This is a genomic window from Pseudomonas sp. NY15374 (genome assembly GCF_048068255.1).
Lineage (GTDB): Bacteria > Pseudomonadota > Gammaproteobacteria > Pseudomonadales > Pseudomonadaceae > Aquipseudomonas > Aquipseudomonas machongensis.
Genome location: NZ_JBLUPZ010000006.1, coordinates 1 through 14275 on the forward strand (window position 1 = coordinate 1; position 14275 = coordinate 14275).

The 14275-nt window shown below is 63.2% G+C and carries 12 protein-coding genes and 1 other RNA gene; 9 read left to right on the forward strand and 4 right to left on the reverse strand.

All coding sequences use genetic code 11. The features are described 5' to 3' along the window. Positions 1-153 precede the first annotated feature (153 nt). Both ligA and ffs read left to right on the forward strand, forming a co-directional pair. On the forward strand, positions 154-2484 hold the full coding sequence (gene ligA / locus ACNFHO_RS14090) for an NAD-dependent DNA ligase LigA (RefSeq protein WP_416766695.1): 2331 nt from the start codon (positions 154-156) through the stop codon (positions 2482-2484). A 237-nt stretch (positions 2485-2721) separates the two neighbouring features. Continuing rightward, positions 2722-2818: signal recognition particle sRNA small type (ffs, locus tag ACNFHO_RS14095), an RNA gene on the forward strand. A 129-nt stretch (positions 2819-2947) separates the two neighbouring features. Here the strand turns inward: ffs and ACNFHO_RS14100 are convergent. Further along, a complete protein-coding gene (locus tag ACNFHO_RS14100) occupies positions 2948-3892 on the reverse strand; it encodes a bifunctional helix-turn-helix transcriptional regulator/GNAT family N-acetyltransferase (RefSeq protein ID WP_416766795.1) in 945 nt (314 codons plus the stop codon). 240 nt (positions 3893-4132) lie between these two features. Here ACNFHO_RS14100 and ACNFHO_RS14105 point away from each other — a divergent pair, with 240 nt between their 5' ends. The 4 genes from ACNFHO_RS14105 (at position 4133) to ACNFHO_RS14120 (ending at position 8268) form a co-directional block, all read left to right on the forward strand. After that, positions 4133-5179, forward strand: a complete 1047-nt coding sequence (locus tag ACNFHO_RS14105) for an N-acetylmuramidase family protein (protein WP_416766696.1) — start codon at positions 4133-4135, stop codon at positions 5177-5179. A gap of 1 nt (position 5180) precedes the next feature. After that, positions 5181-5801, forward strand: a complete 621-nt coding sequence (locus ACNFHO_RS14110; RefSeq protein ID WP_416766697.1) for a hypothetical protein — start codon at positions 5181-5183, stop codon at positions 5799-5801. A 106-nt stretch (positions 5802-5907) separates the two neighbouring features. Continuing rightward, the gene (locus ACNFHO_RS14115) at positions 5908-6318 is read left to right on the forward strand and encodes a hypothetical protein (protein WP_416766698.1); all 411 of its coding nucleotides are present in this window, start codon (positions 5908-5910) and stop codon (positions 6316-6318) included. A gap of 9 nt (positions 6319-6327) precedes the next feature. Beyond that, complete coding sequence (locus ACNFHO_RS14120) at positions 6328-8268, forward strand: hypothetical protein (RefSeq protein ID WP_416766699.1); 1941 nt, start codon at positions 6328-6330, stop codon at positions 8266-8268. Here the strand turns inward: ACNFHO_RS14120 and ACNFHO_RS14125 are convergent. Next, entirely contained in the window at positions 8262-9020 is a 759-nt protein-coding gene (locus ACNFHO_RS14125; RefSeq protein ID WP_125930391.1) for a substrate-binding periplasmic protein, read from the reverse strand. The two genes, ACNFHO_RS14120 and ACNFHO_RS14125, sit on opposite strands and share 7 nt — an antisense overlap. 132 nt (positions 9021-9152) lie before the next feature. Here ACNFHO_RS14125 and dnaX point away from each other — a divergent pair, with 132 nt between their 5' ends. The 3 genes from dnaX to recR all read left to right on the forward strand — a co-directional run bounded on the left by dnaX (position 9153) and on the right by recR (position 12291). Further along, entirely contained in the window at positions 9153-11207 is a 2055-nt protein-coding gene (gene dnaX / locus ACNFHO_RS14130; protein WP_416766700.1) for a DNA polymerase III subunit gamma/tau, read from the forward strand. Between the two features lie 62 nt (positions 11208-11269). Then, a complete protein-coding gene (locus tag ACNFHO_RS14135; protein ID WP_054893640.1) occupies positions 11270-11605 on the forward strand; it encodes a YbaB/EbfC family nucleoid-associated protein in 336 nt (111 codons plus the stop codon). A gap of 83 nt (positions 11606-11688) precedes the next feature. Further along, complete coding sequence (gene recR / locus ACNFHO_RS14140; protein ID WP_063543953.1) at positions 11689-12291, forward strand: recombination mediator RecR; 603 nt, start codon at positions 11689-11691, stop codon at positions 12289-12291. A 29-nt stretch (positions 12292-12320) separates the two neighbouring features. Here the strand turns inward: recR and ACNFHO_RS14145 are convergent, their stop codons facing one another. Continuing rightward, positions 12321-13319: a sulfate ABC transporter substrate-binding protein gene (locus tag ACNFHO_RS14145; RefSeq protein WP_151924136.1), complete on the reverse strand. Its 999-nt coding sequence runs from the start codon at positions 13317-13319 to the stop codon at positions 12321-12323. A gap of 93 nt (positions 13320-13412) precedes the next feature. Continuing rightward, on the reverse strand, positions 13413-14249 hold the full coding sequence (locus tag ACNFHO_RS14150; protein ID WP_063543957.1) for an ion transporter: 837 nt from the start codon (positions 14247-14249) through the stop codon (positions 13413-13415). Positions 14250-14275 lie beyond the last annotated feature (26 nt).

Here is a 14275-nt window from a genome sequence, read left to right on the forward strand (position 1 = left end):
CGCACCGCCGCGCCCACAGATACAGATTTGTCTGTGGGAGCGGCGGTGCGGCGTCCGGCTTGTCCGGTGATGAGGTCAGTGCATGCTGAACAGCATCCCGATCCGCGCCGGCATCACCCAGGCTGCTCTTTTGCTTTGCAAGAGACCTGAAAGATGAACGCCGAAAACCGAATCCACGAACTGCGCGCCGAACTCGACCAGCACAACTATCGCTACTACGTGCTGGACGAGCCCAGTGTGCCCGACGCCGAATACGACCGGCTGTTCAACGAACTCAAGGCCCTGGAAGCCGAGAACCCACACCTGGTCACCCCTGACTCGCCCACCCAGCGCGTCGGCGGTGCAGCCTTGGCGGCCTTCACCCAGGTGCGCCACGAGATCCCCATGCTCAGCCTGGGCAACGCCTTCGAAGAGGCCGACCTGCGTGAGTTCGGGCGGCGCGTGGTCGAAGGGCTCGACCAGGCCGAGGCGGTCGACTACAGCTGCGAGCCCAAGCTCGATGGCCTGGCGGTGAGCCTGTTGTACCGCGACGGCCAGCTGGTGCAGGGCGCCACCCGTGGCGACGGCACCACCGGCGAAGACATCAGCACCAACGTGCGCACCATCCGCAACGTTCCGTTGAAGCTGCATGGCAGCGGCTGGCCCGAAGTGCTCGAAGTGCGTGGCGAGGTGTACATGAGCAAGGCGGGCTTCGAGCGGCTCAATGCCGCTCAGGCCGAAATCGGCGGCAAGACCTTCGCCAACCCCCGCAACGCTGCCGCTGGCAGCCTGCGCCAACTGGACTCGAAGATCACCGCCAGCCGCCCGCTGGAATTCTGCTGCTATGGCATCGGCCAGACTTCAGCGAGCGTCGGCGACAGCCATATCGGCATCCTCGAGCAGCTCAAGGTCTGGGGCATGCCGATCAGCCCTGAGCTCAAGCACGCCGCCGGTATCGAACAATGCCTGGCCTATTACCAGGACATCGGCGCCCGCCGCAACGCGCTGCCCTACGAGATCGACGGCGTGGTGTTCAAGGTCAACAGCCTGGCGGCCCAGCGCGAGCTTGGGTTCCGTGCGCGTGAGCCGCGCTGGGCCATCGCCCACAAGTTCCCGGCCATGGAAGAGCTCACCGAGGTGCTGGACGTCGAGTTCCAGGTCGGCCGTACCGGTGCGGTGACGCCGGTCGCCCGTCTCAAGCCGGTCAAGGTGGCCGGGGTGACCGTGTCCAACGCCACCCTGCACAACATGGACGAGATCGCCCGCCTGGGCCTGCGCATCGGCGACACGGTGATCATCCGCCGTGCCGGTGACGTGATTCCGCAGGTGATGCAGGTGGTGCTCGATCGTCGCCCTGATGACGCTCGCCCGGTCGAGGTGCCGAGCGCCTGCCCGGTGTGCGGCTCGCAGGTCGAGCGCACGCAGTTGGTCAAGCGCAGCAAGGGCAAGGAGACTACCAGCGAAGGGGCGGTGTATCGCTGCGTCGGCCGCCTGGCCTGTGGCGCCCAGCTCAAGCAGGCGATCATTCACTATGTATCGCGACGGGCCATGGATATTGACGGCCTTGGCGAGAAGAGCGTCGAGCAATTGGTCGACGAAGGCCTGATCGGTTCCCCGGCAGACCTGTACAAGCTGCAGTTCGAGCAGATCGTCGACCTGGAGGGCTTCGCCGAAGTCTCCAGCCGCAAGCTGCTAGAAGCCATCAAGGCGAGCAAGCGCCCGCCGCTCGCGCGCTTCATCTTCGCCCTGGGCATCCCCGATGTGGGCGAGGAGACCGCCAAGGTCCTGGCCCGCTCCCTGGGCAGCCTGGAGCGGGTGCAGGTGGCACTGCCACAGGTGCTGACCTACCTGCCGGACATCGGCCTTGAAGTCGCCTACGAGATCCATAACTTCTTCGAGGATGCGCACAACCGCGAAGTCATCCAGCAGTTGCTCGACAGCGGCATGCAGTTACAGGACCAGGGCGAGCTGGCGGCGGAGTTCGCCGCCAGCACCACCCTTGCCGGCATGATCGCCAAGCTCGATATCCCCTCGGTCGGCCCGACCGGCGCCGAGAAGCTGGTGGACAAGCTCGGCACCCTCGACAAGATCATCGCCGCCGACGGTATCGACCTGCGCCAGGCCCTGAATACCAAGCAGGCCGATGCCGTGCGCGAGTTCTTCAAGGTCGAGGCCAACCAGCAACTCGCCCGCGCCATCGAAGCCCAGCTCCAAGCGTTCGGCATGCACTGGCACAGCGAGAAGAAAACCACCGAGGGCCTGCCCCTGGCCGGTCAGACCTGGGTGCTGACCGGCACCCTGGAGCGCATGAGCCGCGACATCGCCAAGGACAAGCTGGAAAGCCTCGGCGCCAAGGTGGCGGGTTCGGTGTCCGGCAAGACCCACTGCGTGGTGGCAGGTCCGGGGGCGGGGTCGAAGCTGGCCAAGGCCAGTGAGCTGGGGGTCAAGGTGCTGGACGAAGAGGCCTTCGTCGCGTTCCTGGCGGGGCAGGGCATCACGGTCTGATGTTGCCTGCCCTGGCCTCATCGCGGGACGAGCCCGCTCCCACAGGTGCGCCTTGGCATTTATCCTGTGGGAGCGGGCTCGTCCCGCGATGAGGTCGGCACAAATCCCCGAGAACCTCATCCCTGGCGGACAAGTCCTTGAGAAATGATGGTTTTTTTGCCATCAAAGGTTGTAACTTCCCCCCGTAACGGTACAATGGCGCGGCTCGTCACCTGATGAGCTGCGTTATGGTGGCCCCACCGGTCCCCCCGCATTGATTACCCGTTAACCTGGTCAGGCCCGGAAGGGAGCAGCCACAGCGGGAACATCGAGTGCCGGGGTGTGGCTGGTGGGGCCGCCTCCATTTCTCTCGAAGTCCTGCTCTCGAACGGCTTTCGCTCTTCACCGCCTGGTGATCCAAAGCGTGACGCACCGTACGCCTAGCCCTCCCTGCCTTTGCTAGCCCCGCCACTTGGTCCCATTGTCAGCGTTTACGCGTGAACTGCTGTTCCGTAACCGTCGAGCCCCATTGGCTGCCTTGCTCTTCATGAGTCAGTTCGAAGCCTAGCGATTCGTAGAGGTGCCGGGCGGCTTCCAGTCCTTTGAACGTGTGCAACTGGATTGCCGAGAAGTTCTGCCGGTCACAGAAAGCGACTGCTTCAGTGAGTAGCCGGCGACCTATACCCCCACCACGGCAGCCATCATCCAGCAGGAACCAGCGCAGGTGAGCTTCATCGTTCCCGAGGTCCTCGCCGTCGATAGCCACCGACCCTACGATTCGGCCCGCGTTTTCCGCGACCCAGACCGCGTTGCGCGGATTCCCCAGCCGTCCAGCAAACTCGGCAATGTTGGTTGCAACCCTGCTCTCGAAGAACTGGCCGAAACCGGCATGGCGCGAGTAGTAGCTTGCATGCATCTGCGTCATGCGTCCGATCAGGCCGGGTCGGTATCCGAGGGTGATTTGAATCCTGGAGGCCGCTGTTTCGGTGGGCTGTTGGCGGCAAGCCTTCAACGCCTGGGCATAGGCATTCAGACCTTGGGCGATGACCTGCCGTTCTTGTGGGGGCAATGGGGCCAGCGTTGAGCTGACCTGCATTTGCCCGTAGGCATGAATCTCTTCAAGGGTGCGTTTCCCTTGCTCTGTCAGGCGCAGTTGCTTGGTGCGGCCATCCTGCTCACTTTCATGCTCTTGCAGTTCACCCAGCTGAACGAGCTTCGCAACCATGCGGCTCACGCTGGACTTCTCAAGCCCCAGCGCCTGCACCAGTTGAGCGGCAGTCCGCTCCCCATGCTCGCCTAGCTCAAGCAGCGTGTGAACGGCAGAGGGGGAGTACTCCGTGCCGGCCAGCGTCGTGCGCATGAAGCCCAGTTCACGGACCATCGTGCGTGAGGCGGAGCGGATTTGCTCCACGACCGAAGGGTCGATCATTTTCAAGGTCTCATCAGGAATGGTTGCGCAATACAACCATGTTTGGTTGTATTGCGCAACCATTCGCCGGGCCCTGGGCGGTTCGCTGCGGGTGAAGACTGCTTCACAGCCTTGAAGTCCGGTTCTGGACAACTGAAAACACCCTTGTTAGTTTGCGTCCGCCATATATTTCAAAATATGACAGTGGCACTTAAGTGATATTGATTTGATATCAATTTATGACGAGCAAGGACGCATTGAATGAAAAGCCTGCAAGGTTTGCCCAGTCTTATCAGCGCTTCGGTAGGCACGCCCGGTAAAGCCCGAAACTTGCCCGCCGATGTTCAGTGCATCCAGTACCTGTTCAACCTACTCATCCCGCGGCTCGGTTTTCCATTGCCCGAGAATGGTCGTTGCGACGGGCAGCTGGTGCAGCGCATCAGTCAGTACCAGTTCCGTCACCTGAAGTACGCGCATCCCGATGGGGTCGTCGATCCGAATGGGCGCACTTTCAACAGCCTGGTCGAGGAGGCTGTTCGAGTGCCGGTCAAGTTGATTCCAGCACTGCGCCTGCCCACCTTCATCAATGTCTTCGCCAATAATGTCGACGCCCAGGTGCAGGCCACGGTCAATCATTATCTGGACCGGATGCGCGCGGTGATCGAAGCCGAGCGGCGCAATCGGCAGATGGTGCTGCAGGTCACCTGCGATGGCGGCATGACGCTCAGCGACAGCGACTTCCAGAACGCCGCCACTCAGTTGGGCAACGGGATTTCAGCCAACCTGATCAAGGCATTTGCCACGGTGGAGTCGGGTGGCCGTTCGGGTTTCGGGCCGGCCAAGCTGCCGGTGATTGCCTTCGAGGGGCATCACTTCCAGCGCTATACCAAGCACAAGTACGACCAGACTCATCCGCTGCTCTCGTACAAGTACAAGAAGAAAGCCGGCCCGCAGTGGCAAGCCAACAACAAGGATCAGGCCAAGGCCTGGGAAACCATGGCCACGGCATTCGGGCTGGATCAGGAGGCGGCATTGAAATCTGCTTCCTGGGGCATGTTCCAGATCATGGGTTTCAACTTCGCCGATTGCGGGCACGCGAATGTGTTTGAATTCGTCGCGGCCATAAAACTCAATGCCGGGCAGCAACTCAAGGCCTTCCTCGGTTTCTGCAGCAAGAACCCGTCGTTTATCAAGGCTGCGAAGAACAAGGACTACGCCGGCATGGCCGCCAGTTACAACGGCAAGGATTATGGTGACTATGACTCGCGTATCAAGAAGGCCTACGAAGCACTTGAAGGGAAGAAGTGACATGGCAAAGAGTTTCTCTCGCCGACTGGCTGTTCTGGCCACCGCACTGCTGGGATTGTCCGGGTCTGTTCATGCAGACGCCGCCGTACTGAAGCCTGGGCAATACGACGCGCTGATGCTGGCGGTCACGCCGGATCGCCAGGTGGAGGGCTACTATTCCGAGACCCTTGGCGAAGGTGTGACCCGGCATTGCACCTTCTACCTCAAGGGGCAGATCAGCGGCGATGGGGCGGTTACGCTGGCCACCTGGGAAGACCAGACCTTCCCCGGCAGCCTGGCGGCCACGGGCGATGGCGTCACCCTCACCGTTGCACGAGGCCGCGAGCACCCCGGCTGCGTCAGTGTGCTGATGCCGGAGATCGCCACGGGGCTGGAGCTCAGTCGCTATGCGGAAAAGCCATGGATCGCGCTGCTGACGGTCACTGCCGACAAGGCCTATCTGCGCAAGCAGGCGGGCAGCAGCGCGAGCAAACGACCCTATATCGTCAAAGGCGATGTAGTGGGCGTGCTGGCGTTCAAGGACGGCTGGGCCAAGGTCGAGTTCATCAACCAGGACGACCGCTCGTTCACGGGTTGGATCAGTCAGGATCAGTACCGCCGACTCGTTGCGCCCAAGGGCTGAAGCTGTGCTCGGGTGACGAGTCGAGCCCGCCGTACCTGCATTTATCGGCAAACAGGCTTATGATGCGCCTCTCGCAGCCCACCCATTTCTGAGAGAGGCCATCAGCATGGATCAGGTTGACGATCTGACCCGCCAGCGCATCCGCGACTGGCAAGCGCGCCGCCTGGAGATCAAGGACCAGATGGCCTCGCACCCCGAGCGCACCCTTGAGCTTTCGAAAGTACTCGACCAGATGGAAGAGGAACACGAACGCATTCTTGGCGAAGCCACGCCCGCAGCCGACGCCACAGCAGCGGTCGATCAGGCACCGGGGCTGGATTTTCGCCTGAGCGTCTCGGCGCGCAATGTCCAGGACCTGCGCAAGCTGCTGGAGATGGCGCTGCACGAGCTCGATAGCGCGCTGGCTGCCGAAGCCCGCTGCGAGGATGACGCGCGGCGCGTCTACCCGGGCGGCATGTCCGGCTCGCTGGGCGCCTACGCCTATGAACTTGAAGCCAATCCCGACACCAGCGAATGACCTGCGCGCATGCAACCTGAACATTACGATTTCGCCGACACCGTGTTTCTTCCCGTCACTCTGGAAGTCTGCCAAGGCCTGCTCGAGGATGCCTCCGGGCTCGAAGGGTTGAGCGATCCGGAGCTGGCGGCGGTGCTGGTGATCCAGAACCTGTCCCAGGCGCGCGAGCAGGTGCTCGACCCTGCGGCGGCGGAAAAGGTGCTGGCCAGGTTGCTGCAGTGGTCGGTGCGGGGGCCGCATGCGCCGGGCGTAGGGCTGGGCTCCGAGGCGCGTCGGCTGTTCGATGCGCGCAAGCTGTATTTCGGCCTGGAAGTCATCAAGGGCTCGCGCTTGCAACTGCTGGGGGCCGAGGAGGTGGCGCAGCGCGAGTACTTGTTGGCTGACGGGACCTGGGACATGCGCTTCAGGTCGCTTCGCCACCCGCGCCACAATCCGTTCAGCCAGCAGGCCATCACCGGCTTCAATAAAGAGCGCTGGCTGACCCGCGAGCAAGACAAGTTGCTGCGGGTGCTGCGCGCCAATCCTGACGAAGACCTGCATGTGCAGGGCTATGCGGGCATCGGCAAGAGCTACCTGCTGGGAGCGCTGATCGATTGCCTGCCCAGGGGGCGGGTGTTGGCACTGGCGCGTACGCCCGGCAAGCTCGACGCCCTGCGGCGGCGTATCGGAAAAGGCTCCAAGGCTGGCAAGACGTTCGCCGAGTTTGCCCAGGCCCTGCTGAGCGTGCCTGGGCGGCCTGCCGCACGCGCATCGGCACGCCTGCCGGGCAAGCGCGCGGTGGCCGAAACCCTGAACATCCTGGGCTTTCGCCAATACGATGGCGAAAAGACCCTGGATATCTGCCTGGAGCTGCTGAAAAACTACTGCGAGTCCCGCGATCACAGCCTCACTGTGCGCCACCTTCCGCACTTCGCCCAGGCGCTGTCGCGGCTGGATAGCCAGGTGCTGCTCGAATACGCCAGCCGCCTGTGGACCTATCTGCAGGACAACCCTGCCTGGGATCGCCAGACCGGCTTCCCCACGTTGCTGCTGCTCAAGCGCGCCAGCCTCGCTGGCCACAGTGTGCCTAGCCGCTACAGCCATGTGATCGTCGACGAGAGCCAGGACATGCCTGGCCCGTTGATGCAGATCATCGAGCGTGGCCGCCAGGTGCTGATCACGCTGGGTGACGAATACCAGCGTGCCGACGGGCCTGGGCTGCGCCGCGCTCGTCAGGTGCGCCAGCGCGACATCGCCTTCTCGGTGCGCTGCGGGCCGAAAGTGGAGCGGCTGATCAACCCGCTGATCGGTGTGCATTCGCAAAAATCCAAGCTCGCCTTCGAAGGCGCCGGCAGCGTGGATGTCGGCATCGAGCACTACCCCCTCGATTTCGTGCCACCGCAAGGCTGTGTGGTGCTCACCGCGTCGCCCTGGGATTCGATGAAGTGGGCCATGCAACTGGCCGACAACCAGTGCCGGGTGGGCTTCTCCGATAACTTCGGGATGCAGCGTTTCATGTCCAGCGCCGTGCAGTTGTTCCGTGCCGACCTCTATGGCGCGGGCAGCGATGGCCAGGACACGCATGCCTATTTCGCCCATGCGCTGAACTGGCGACAAGTGCAGGAGGACAATCGCTTCGACGAGTCATTCCTGTGGGTCGAGGCGCGGCTGCAGGATGGTTTTCGGATTGCCGAGCTCAACGCCTTGTCGGCACGCTTCTCTAATGAGCCGGACAGCCTGTTGCTGATGCCGGCGCAGGAGGCCGGGGGGCAGGAGTTCGATCACGTGCTGTTGACCCAGGAGCTGATGGCGCTGAATCCGTTCAAGGATGCCTACGCCTTCGACAACCGGGTCTGCGCGGTCTATATCGCGCTGTCACGTGCCCGGCGCCATCTGTATCTGCCCTACGATGTGGACGAGTGGGTGGCGTACCACAAGGGCCAGAAATTCCGCGAGTCACACGGCTACTGATCGGCCGACAGCGTCCCTTGCACCTGGGTGTAGCGCTCGATGATCCGATCGATCTCGCCGGACTGCTTCAGGCGCACCAAGGCCCGCAGCACCTGCTGAGCGGGAATGGCCGGATCGTTGCGCACCATGCAGCCCAGGTCCTGCTCTTCCAGCAGGGCCAGCGGGCGCAGGCGCTGCTCCCGGGGTTGCTGGCGGTTGAACCATTGCAGCGACAATTGGTTGCTCACCGCATAACGATAACGGCTGGCTTGCAGTTTCTGCAGGGCCAGGTCCTGGTTGCGGCTGTCTTCCCGCGTCAGCAGACGCTGCGCGAACATCGGGTCCAGGGTCGGGTAGGTGTAGCCCAGTACTGTACCGATGGGTTGTGCGGGCAGTTGCGCCAGGCCGCCGGGCAGCCCATCGCCAGCACGCCCGACCAGCAGGTCGCGTTGGTGGATCAGCGGCACGCTCCAGATGAACTCACCGGGCCGTTCGTTGAGCCAGTTGCTGGCCACGTAGCAGCGCACGTCGATGTCGCCAGCGGCCATGGCCTGCTCCAGGCGCAGGCGCGCCATCACGTGGTATTGCGGGCGTACCCCGGCTTCGCGGGCCAGGGCCTGGATCAGGTCGAAGAGAATGCCGTCTACCGGCACGTCGCCCTCGGTGCGCATCAACGGCATGCTCCAGCTCTCCGCGACGGAAAAGCGCAGCACCGGCTGCTCGGCAAGGCCGCTTGAGCTCCATAGCAACAGGATGGCGAGAAGTCGCCGCACGTCTATCCTCCTTGGACTTTCCATGTTCACCGGCAGCGCCCATAGTCTAGACGAGCCGGGCAGGGTGCAATTTTGCCCCCGCTCCGCTAGCATTAGCGATCTTCCGCTCGATCAGGCTGCGATGGTTTTTTGATGAGTTATCAGGTTCTTGCACGTAAATGGCGCCCGCGCTCGTTCCGCGAGATGGTAGGCCAGACCCATGTGCTCAAGGCATTGATCAACGCCCTGGACAACCAGCGGCTGCATCACGCCTACCTGTTCACCGGCACCCGAGGGGTCGGCAAGACCACCATCGCGCGGATCATCGCCAAGTGCCTGAACTGCGAAACCGGTATCACCTCCACACCTTGCGGCACCTGTTCGGTATGCCGGGAAATCGACGAAGGCCGCTTCGTCGACCTGATCGAGATCGACGCCGCCAGCCGCACCAAGGTCGAAGACACCCGCGAACTGCTCGACAACGTGCAGTACGCGCCCAGCCGCGGACGCTTCAAGGTCTACCTGATCGACGAAGTGCACATGCTGTCCACCCACTCCTTCAACGCCTTGCTCAAGACGCTGGAAGAGCCGCCACCCTACGTCAAATTCATCCTCGCCACCACCGATCCGCAGAAGTTGCCGGCAACCATTCTCTCGCGCTGCCTGCAGTTCTCGCTGAAGAACATGAGCCCGGAGCGGGTGGTCGAGCACCTTACCCACGTGCTCGGCGCCGAAAACGTGCCATTCGAGGAAGATGCCCTTTGGCTGCTGGGCCGCGCCGCCGACGGCTCGATGCGCGATGCCATGAGCCTGACCGACCAGGCCATCGCCTTCGGCGAAGGCAAGGTACTGGCCGCCGATGTGCGGGCGATGCTTGGCACGCTCGATCATGGCCAGGTGTACGGTGTGCTGCAGGCCTTGCTCGAAGGTGACGCCCGGGCGCTGCTCGAGGCGGTGCGCGCCCTGGCCGAGCAGGGGCCTGACTGGAATGGCGTATTGTCCGAGATGCTCAATGTGCTGCACCGGGTCGCCATCGCCCAGGCCTTGCCGGAGGCGGTGGACAACGGCCAGGGCGATCGCGACAAGGTGCTCGCGCTGGCGGCTGCGTTGCCGGCCGAGGATGTGCAGTTCTACTACCAGATGGGCCTGATCGGTCGGCGCGACCTGCCGCTGGCGCCGGATCCGCGGGGCGGCTTCGAGATGGTCCTGCTGCGCATGCTCGCCTTCCGCCCGGCCGACACCGATGACGCGCCGAAACCTGCGCTAAAGCCGGTGGGGATCAGCCAGGCCACAGCTGATCCAGCCAGACCGGTGGCAGCTGCGACCGTGGTGGCCGAGCCCTCCGTGGTTGCCGCTGCGCCTGAGCCTGTTGCGCCGCCCGCACCTGTGGTCGATCAAGCACCCGCCGCCGAGCCGGTAGCTGCTGCTGCGTCCGCCGTGGCTCCGGAAGCGGTGCCTTCGATCGAGCCCGAGCCCGTGCACGCCGTTGCGGGGCCAGAGACAGTCGTCGATCTGCCGTGGGAAGAGCCTTCCCCAACGGTCGCGCCCTCGGCGCCGGTCATCCCGGCCGTCGTCGCGCAGCCGCCTGACGATCAGCCGGACTACGACGAACCTCCCTTCGATCCGTCGGCGTATGCGTCGGTCGGCATGGAGCGCGACGACGACGGTGCGGATGACGATTACTACGTGCCGCAAGCCGATCCGACAGGTTTCAGCTACCTGGACGAGCTCGCCGAGCATATCCAGGAGGACGCGCCTGCGGCGGCGCCCGAGCCTCTGCCTGCGGCGCAGCCGGCCACGGGCCTGGCCCTGCAATGGCTGGAATTATTCCCACAGTTGCCTGTCTCCGGTATGACAGGCAACATCGCCGCGAACTGTACGCTGATCAGCGCCGATGGCGATGACTGGCTGCTGCACCTGGACCCAGGCCAGGGTGCGTTGTTCAACAGCACCCAGCAACGCCGACTCAACGAGGCGCTCAACCAGCATCTGGGGCGTACGCTACGCCTGCAGATCGAGCTGATCCGCCCCGAGCAGGAAACCCCCGCGCAGGCCGCCGCGCGCAAGCGCGCCGAGCGCCAGCACGACGCGGAGCTGTCGATCGAGCAGGACCCGCTCATCCAGCAGATGATCAAGCAGTTCGGCGCCAGGGTGCGGCACGATACAATCGAACCTGTAGACGCGGCCCTGGCAACCCCGGGGCAGTGAAGCGAACCCCTTGCGCCCGGCCTCGTGCCGGCCGCATACATGACCCAATCGAGGATTCTCTCATGATGAAAGGTGGCATGGCCGGCCTGATGAAGCAGGCTCAGCAGATGCAGGAAAAAATGGCCAAGATGCAGGAAGAGCTGGCCAATGCAGAAGTCACCGGCCAGTCCGGTGCAGGTCTGGTCAGCGTGGTGATGACCGGTCGTCATGACGTCAAGCGCGTCAACATCGACGCCAGCCTGATGTCGACCGATCCGGACGACAAGGAAGTGCTCGAGGACTTGATCGCCGCGGCACTCAACGACGCCGTGCGCAAGGTCGAGCAGAACAGCCAGGACAAGATGGGCAGCATGACTGCCGGCATGCAGCTGCCGCCTGGTTTCAAGATGCCGTTCTGATCGACGGTTTGCAGCACATGGGGAGCACGATCGACTGATCGCTGCTCCCTTCTTCATTCTGTACCACTGACAGGCCTGCCTACATGAGCTTCAGTCCCCTGATCCGCCAACTGATCGATGCCCTGCGTGTGCTCCCGGGTGTCGGCCAGAAAACCGCCCAGCGCATGGCCCTGCAGTTGCTCGAGCGCGACCGCAGCGGAGGCGCGCGCCTGGCACAGGCCCTGAGCCAGGCCATGGAAGGTGTTGGCCATTGCCGCCAGTGCCGCACCCTGACCGAGCAGGAGCTGTGCCCGCAGTGTGCCGATCCACGCCGCGACGACACGCAACTGTGCGTGGTGGAAGGGCCGATGGATGTGTATGCGGTAGAGCAGACTGGCTACCGTGGCCGTTACTTCGTGCTCAAGGGGCACCTGTCTCCGCTAGACGGCCTGGGCCCCGAGGCGATCGGTATTCCACAACTGATGGCGCGGATCGAGGAGCAGGGCACCTTCAGCGAGGTGATCCTGGCGACCAACCCCACGGTTGAAGGCGAGGCGACGGCGCACTACATCGCCCAGTTGCTGGCCGAGAAGGGCCTGACTGCCTCGCGTATCGCCCATGGCGTACCGCTGGGTGGGGAGTTGGAGCTGGTGGACGGTGGCACGCTTGCGCATGCCTTTGCCGGGCGCCGTCCTATCTCGCTGTAAGCGTTGGGGCGCAGCGCGCCCCAAGCCAGTTACTTGTTGGTGTAGATCTGGTCGAACACGCCGCCGTCGTTGAAGTGGGTCTTCTGCACGGTGCGCCAGTCACCGAAGGTCTTCTCCACCGAGAGGAAGTCGACTTTCGGGAAACGGTCAGTGTACTTGGCCAGGACGGTGGCATCACGCGGGCGCAGGTAGTTCTGCGCAGCGATTTCCTGGGCCGCCGGCGACCACAGGTACTTGAGGTATTCCTCGGCCACGGCGCGGGTCTGTTTCTTGTCGACCACCTTGTCGACCACGCTCACTGGTGGCTCGGCTTCTGCCGACACGCTCGGATAGACCACTTCGAACTGATCACGACCGAACTCGCGGGCGATCATCTCGGCTTCGTTCTCGAAGGTGACCAGCACGTCGCCGATCTGGTTGGTCATGAAGGTCGTGGTGGCAGCGCGACCGCCAGTGTCGAGCACCGGTGCCTGCTTGAACAGCTTGCCGACGAAATCGCGGGCCTTGGCTTCGTCGCCGCCTTGCTTGAGTACGTAGCCCCAGGCCGAGAGGTAGGTGTAGCGGCCGTTACCCGAGGTCTTGGGGTTGGGCACGATCACCTGCACGCCATCCTTGAGCAGATCCGGCCAGTCTTTCAGCGCCTTCGGGTTGCCCTTGCGCACGATGAACACGGTGGCCGAGGTGAACGGCGCGCTGTTGTTCGGCAGGCGGGTAACCCAGTTGTCCGGCACCAGCTTGCCGTTGTCGACCAGGGCATTGATGTCGGTGGCCATGTTCATGGTGATGACATCGGCCGGCAGGCCATCGATCACGGCACGCGCCTGCTTGCTCGAGCCGCCGAAGGACATCTGCACGTTGACCTTTTCCTTGTGCTCTTCTTCCCAATGCTTCTGGAACGCCGGGTTGTAGTCCTTGTAGAAGTCGCGCATCACGTCGTACGAGACGTTCAGCAGGGTCGGCGCGGCCTGGGCCAGGTTGCCGAGGGCCAGGCCTGCGGCGAGCAGCGAGGCGCTGAAGAGTTTTTTCACAGGGGCGTTCCTTGTTGTGAGTGAAAGTTTGGCAATGTGCCAGTAACTATAACCTTTGGTTCTTGAGCCATTAAAGATCAAAACAGACTTTGCTTATGCCTGCTTGGTCGCTGCCTTGGGAAACAGCGCATTGCCACAGCGCGAACAGAATGCTGCCGTCGGCTCATGGGTTTTCTTGGCGCAGGTCGGGCAATCGTGGCGCAACTGTTCGCCGCGCATGGCGTTGGCCAGCTCGGCAGTGAAGATCCCGGTGGGCACGGCGATGATCGAGTAGCCGATGATCATCACCAGCGATGACAGTACCTGGCCCAACGGCGTCTTGGGCACGATGTCGCCGAAGCCGACCGTGGTCAGGGTGACGATGGCCCAGTAGATGCCCTTGGGAATGCTGGTAAAGCCGTGCTCGGGCCCTTCGATCACGTACATCAGCGTGCCGAACACGGTGACCAGGGTCGAAACGCTGACCAGGAACACGATGATCTTCTGTTTGCTGCCGCGCAACGCCTCAAGCAGATAGTGCGCCTGCTTGAGGTAGGGGCTGAGCTTGAGCACGCGGAAGATCCGCAGCATGCGGATCACCCGAATGATCAGCAGGTACTGGGCGTCGCTGTAGTACAGGGCGATGATCCCCGGCACGATGGCCAGCAGGTCGACCAGGCCGTAGAAGCTGAACGCGTAGCGCAGCGGCTTTGGCGAGCAGTACAGGCGGGTGAGATACTCGGCGAGGAAGATCGCCGTGAAGGCCCACTCGATGCCGGCCAGCAGGCCGGAATAATTGCGGTGCACATCGTCGATGCTGTCGAGGATGACGGTGACCAGGCTGGCCAGGATGATCAGCAGAAGGATCTTGTCAAAGCGTCTTCCAGCGACGGTGTCGGTCTGGAAGACGATCACATAGAGCCGCTCGCGCAGGCTCGAAGGGGTGTCCATGGGCTCGTTCCGTTATACGTTGCCGG

What these genes read in the sequence shown, in the direction of transcription:
- ACNFHO_RS14135 (WP_054893640.1), top strand. Translation starts at nt 11,270, where the DNA reads ATGATGAAAGGTGGCATGGCCGGCCTGATGAAGCAGGCTCAGCAGATG.
- dnaX (WP_416766700.1), top strand. Translation starts at nt 9,153, where the DNA reads ATGAGTTATCAGGTTCTTGCACGTAAATGGCGCCCGCGCTCGTTCCGC.
- ACNFHO_RS14110 (WP_416766697.1), top strand. Translation starts at nt 5,181, where the DNA reads ATGGCAAAGAGTTTCTCTCGCCGACTGGCTGTTCTGGCCACCGCACTG.
- ACNFHO_RS14150 (WP_063543957.1), bottom strand. Translation starts at nt 14,249, where the DNA reads ATGGACACCCCTTCGAGCCTGCGCGAGCGGCTCTATGTGATCGTCTTC.
- ligA (WP_416766695.1), top strand. Translation starts at nt 154, where the DNA reads ATGAACGCCGAAAACCGAATCCACGAACTGCGCGCCGAACTCGACCAG.
- ACNFHO_RS14115 (WP_416766698.1), top strand. Translation starts at nt 5,908, where the DNA reads ATGGATCAGGTTGACGATCTGACCCGCCAGCGCATCCGCGACTGGCAA.
- ACNFHO_RS14120 (WP_416766699.1), top strand. Translation starts at nt 6,328, where the DNA reads ATGCAACCTGAACATTACGATTTCGCCGACACCGTGTTTCTTCCCGTC.
- recR (WP_063543953.1), top strand. Translation starts at nt 11,689, where the DNA reads ATGAGCTTCAGTCCCCTGATCCGCCAACTGATCGATGCCCTGCGTGTG.
- ACNFHO_RS14100 (WP_416766795.1), bottom strand. Translation starts at nt 3,892, where the DNA reads ATGATCGACCCTTCGGTCGTGGAGCAAATCCGCTCCGCCTCACGCACG.
- ACNFHO_RS14105 (WP_416766696.1), top strand. Translation starts at nt 4,133, where the DNA reads ATGAAAAGCCTGCAAGGTTTGCCCAGTCTTATCAGCGCTTCGGTAGGC.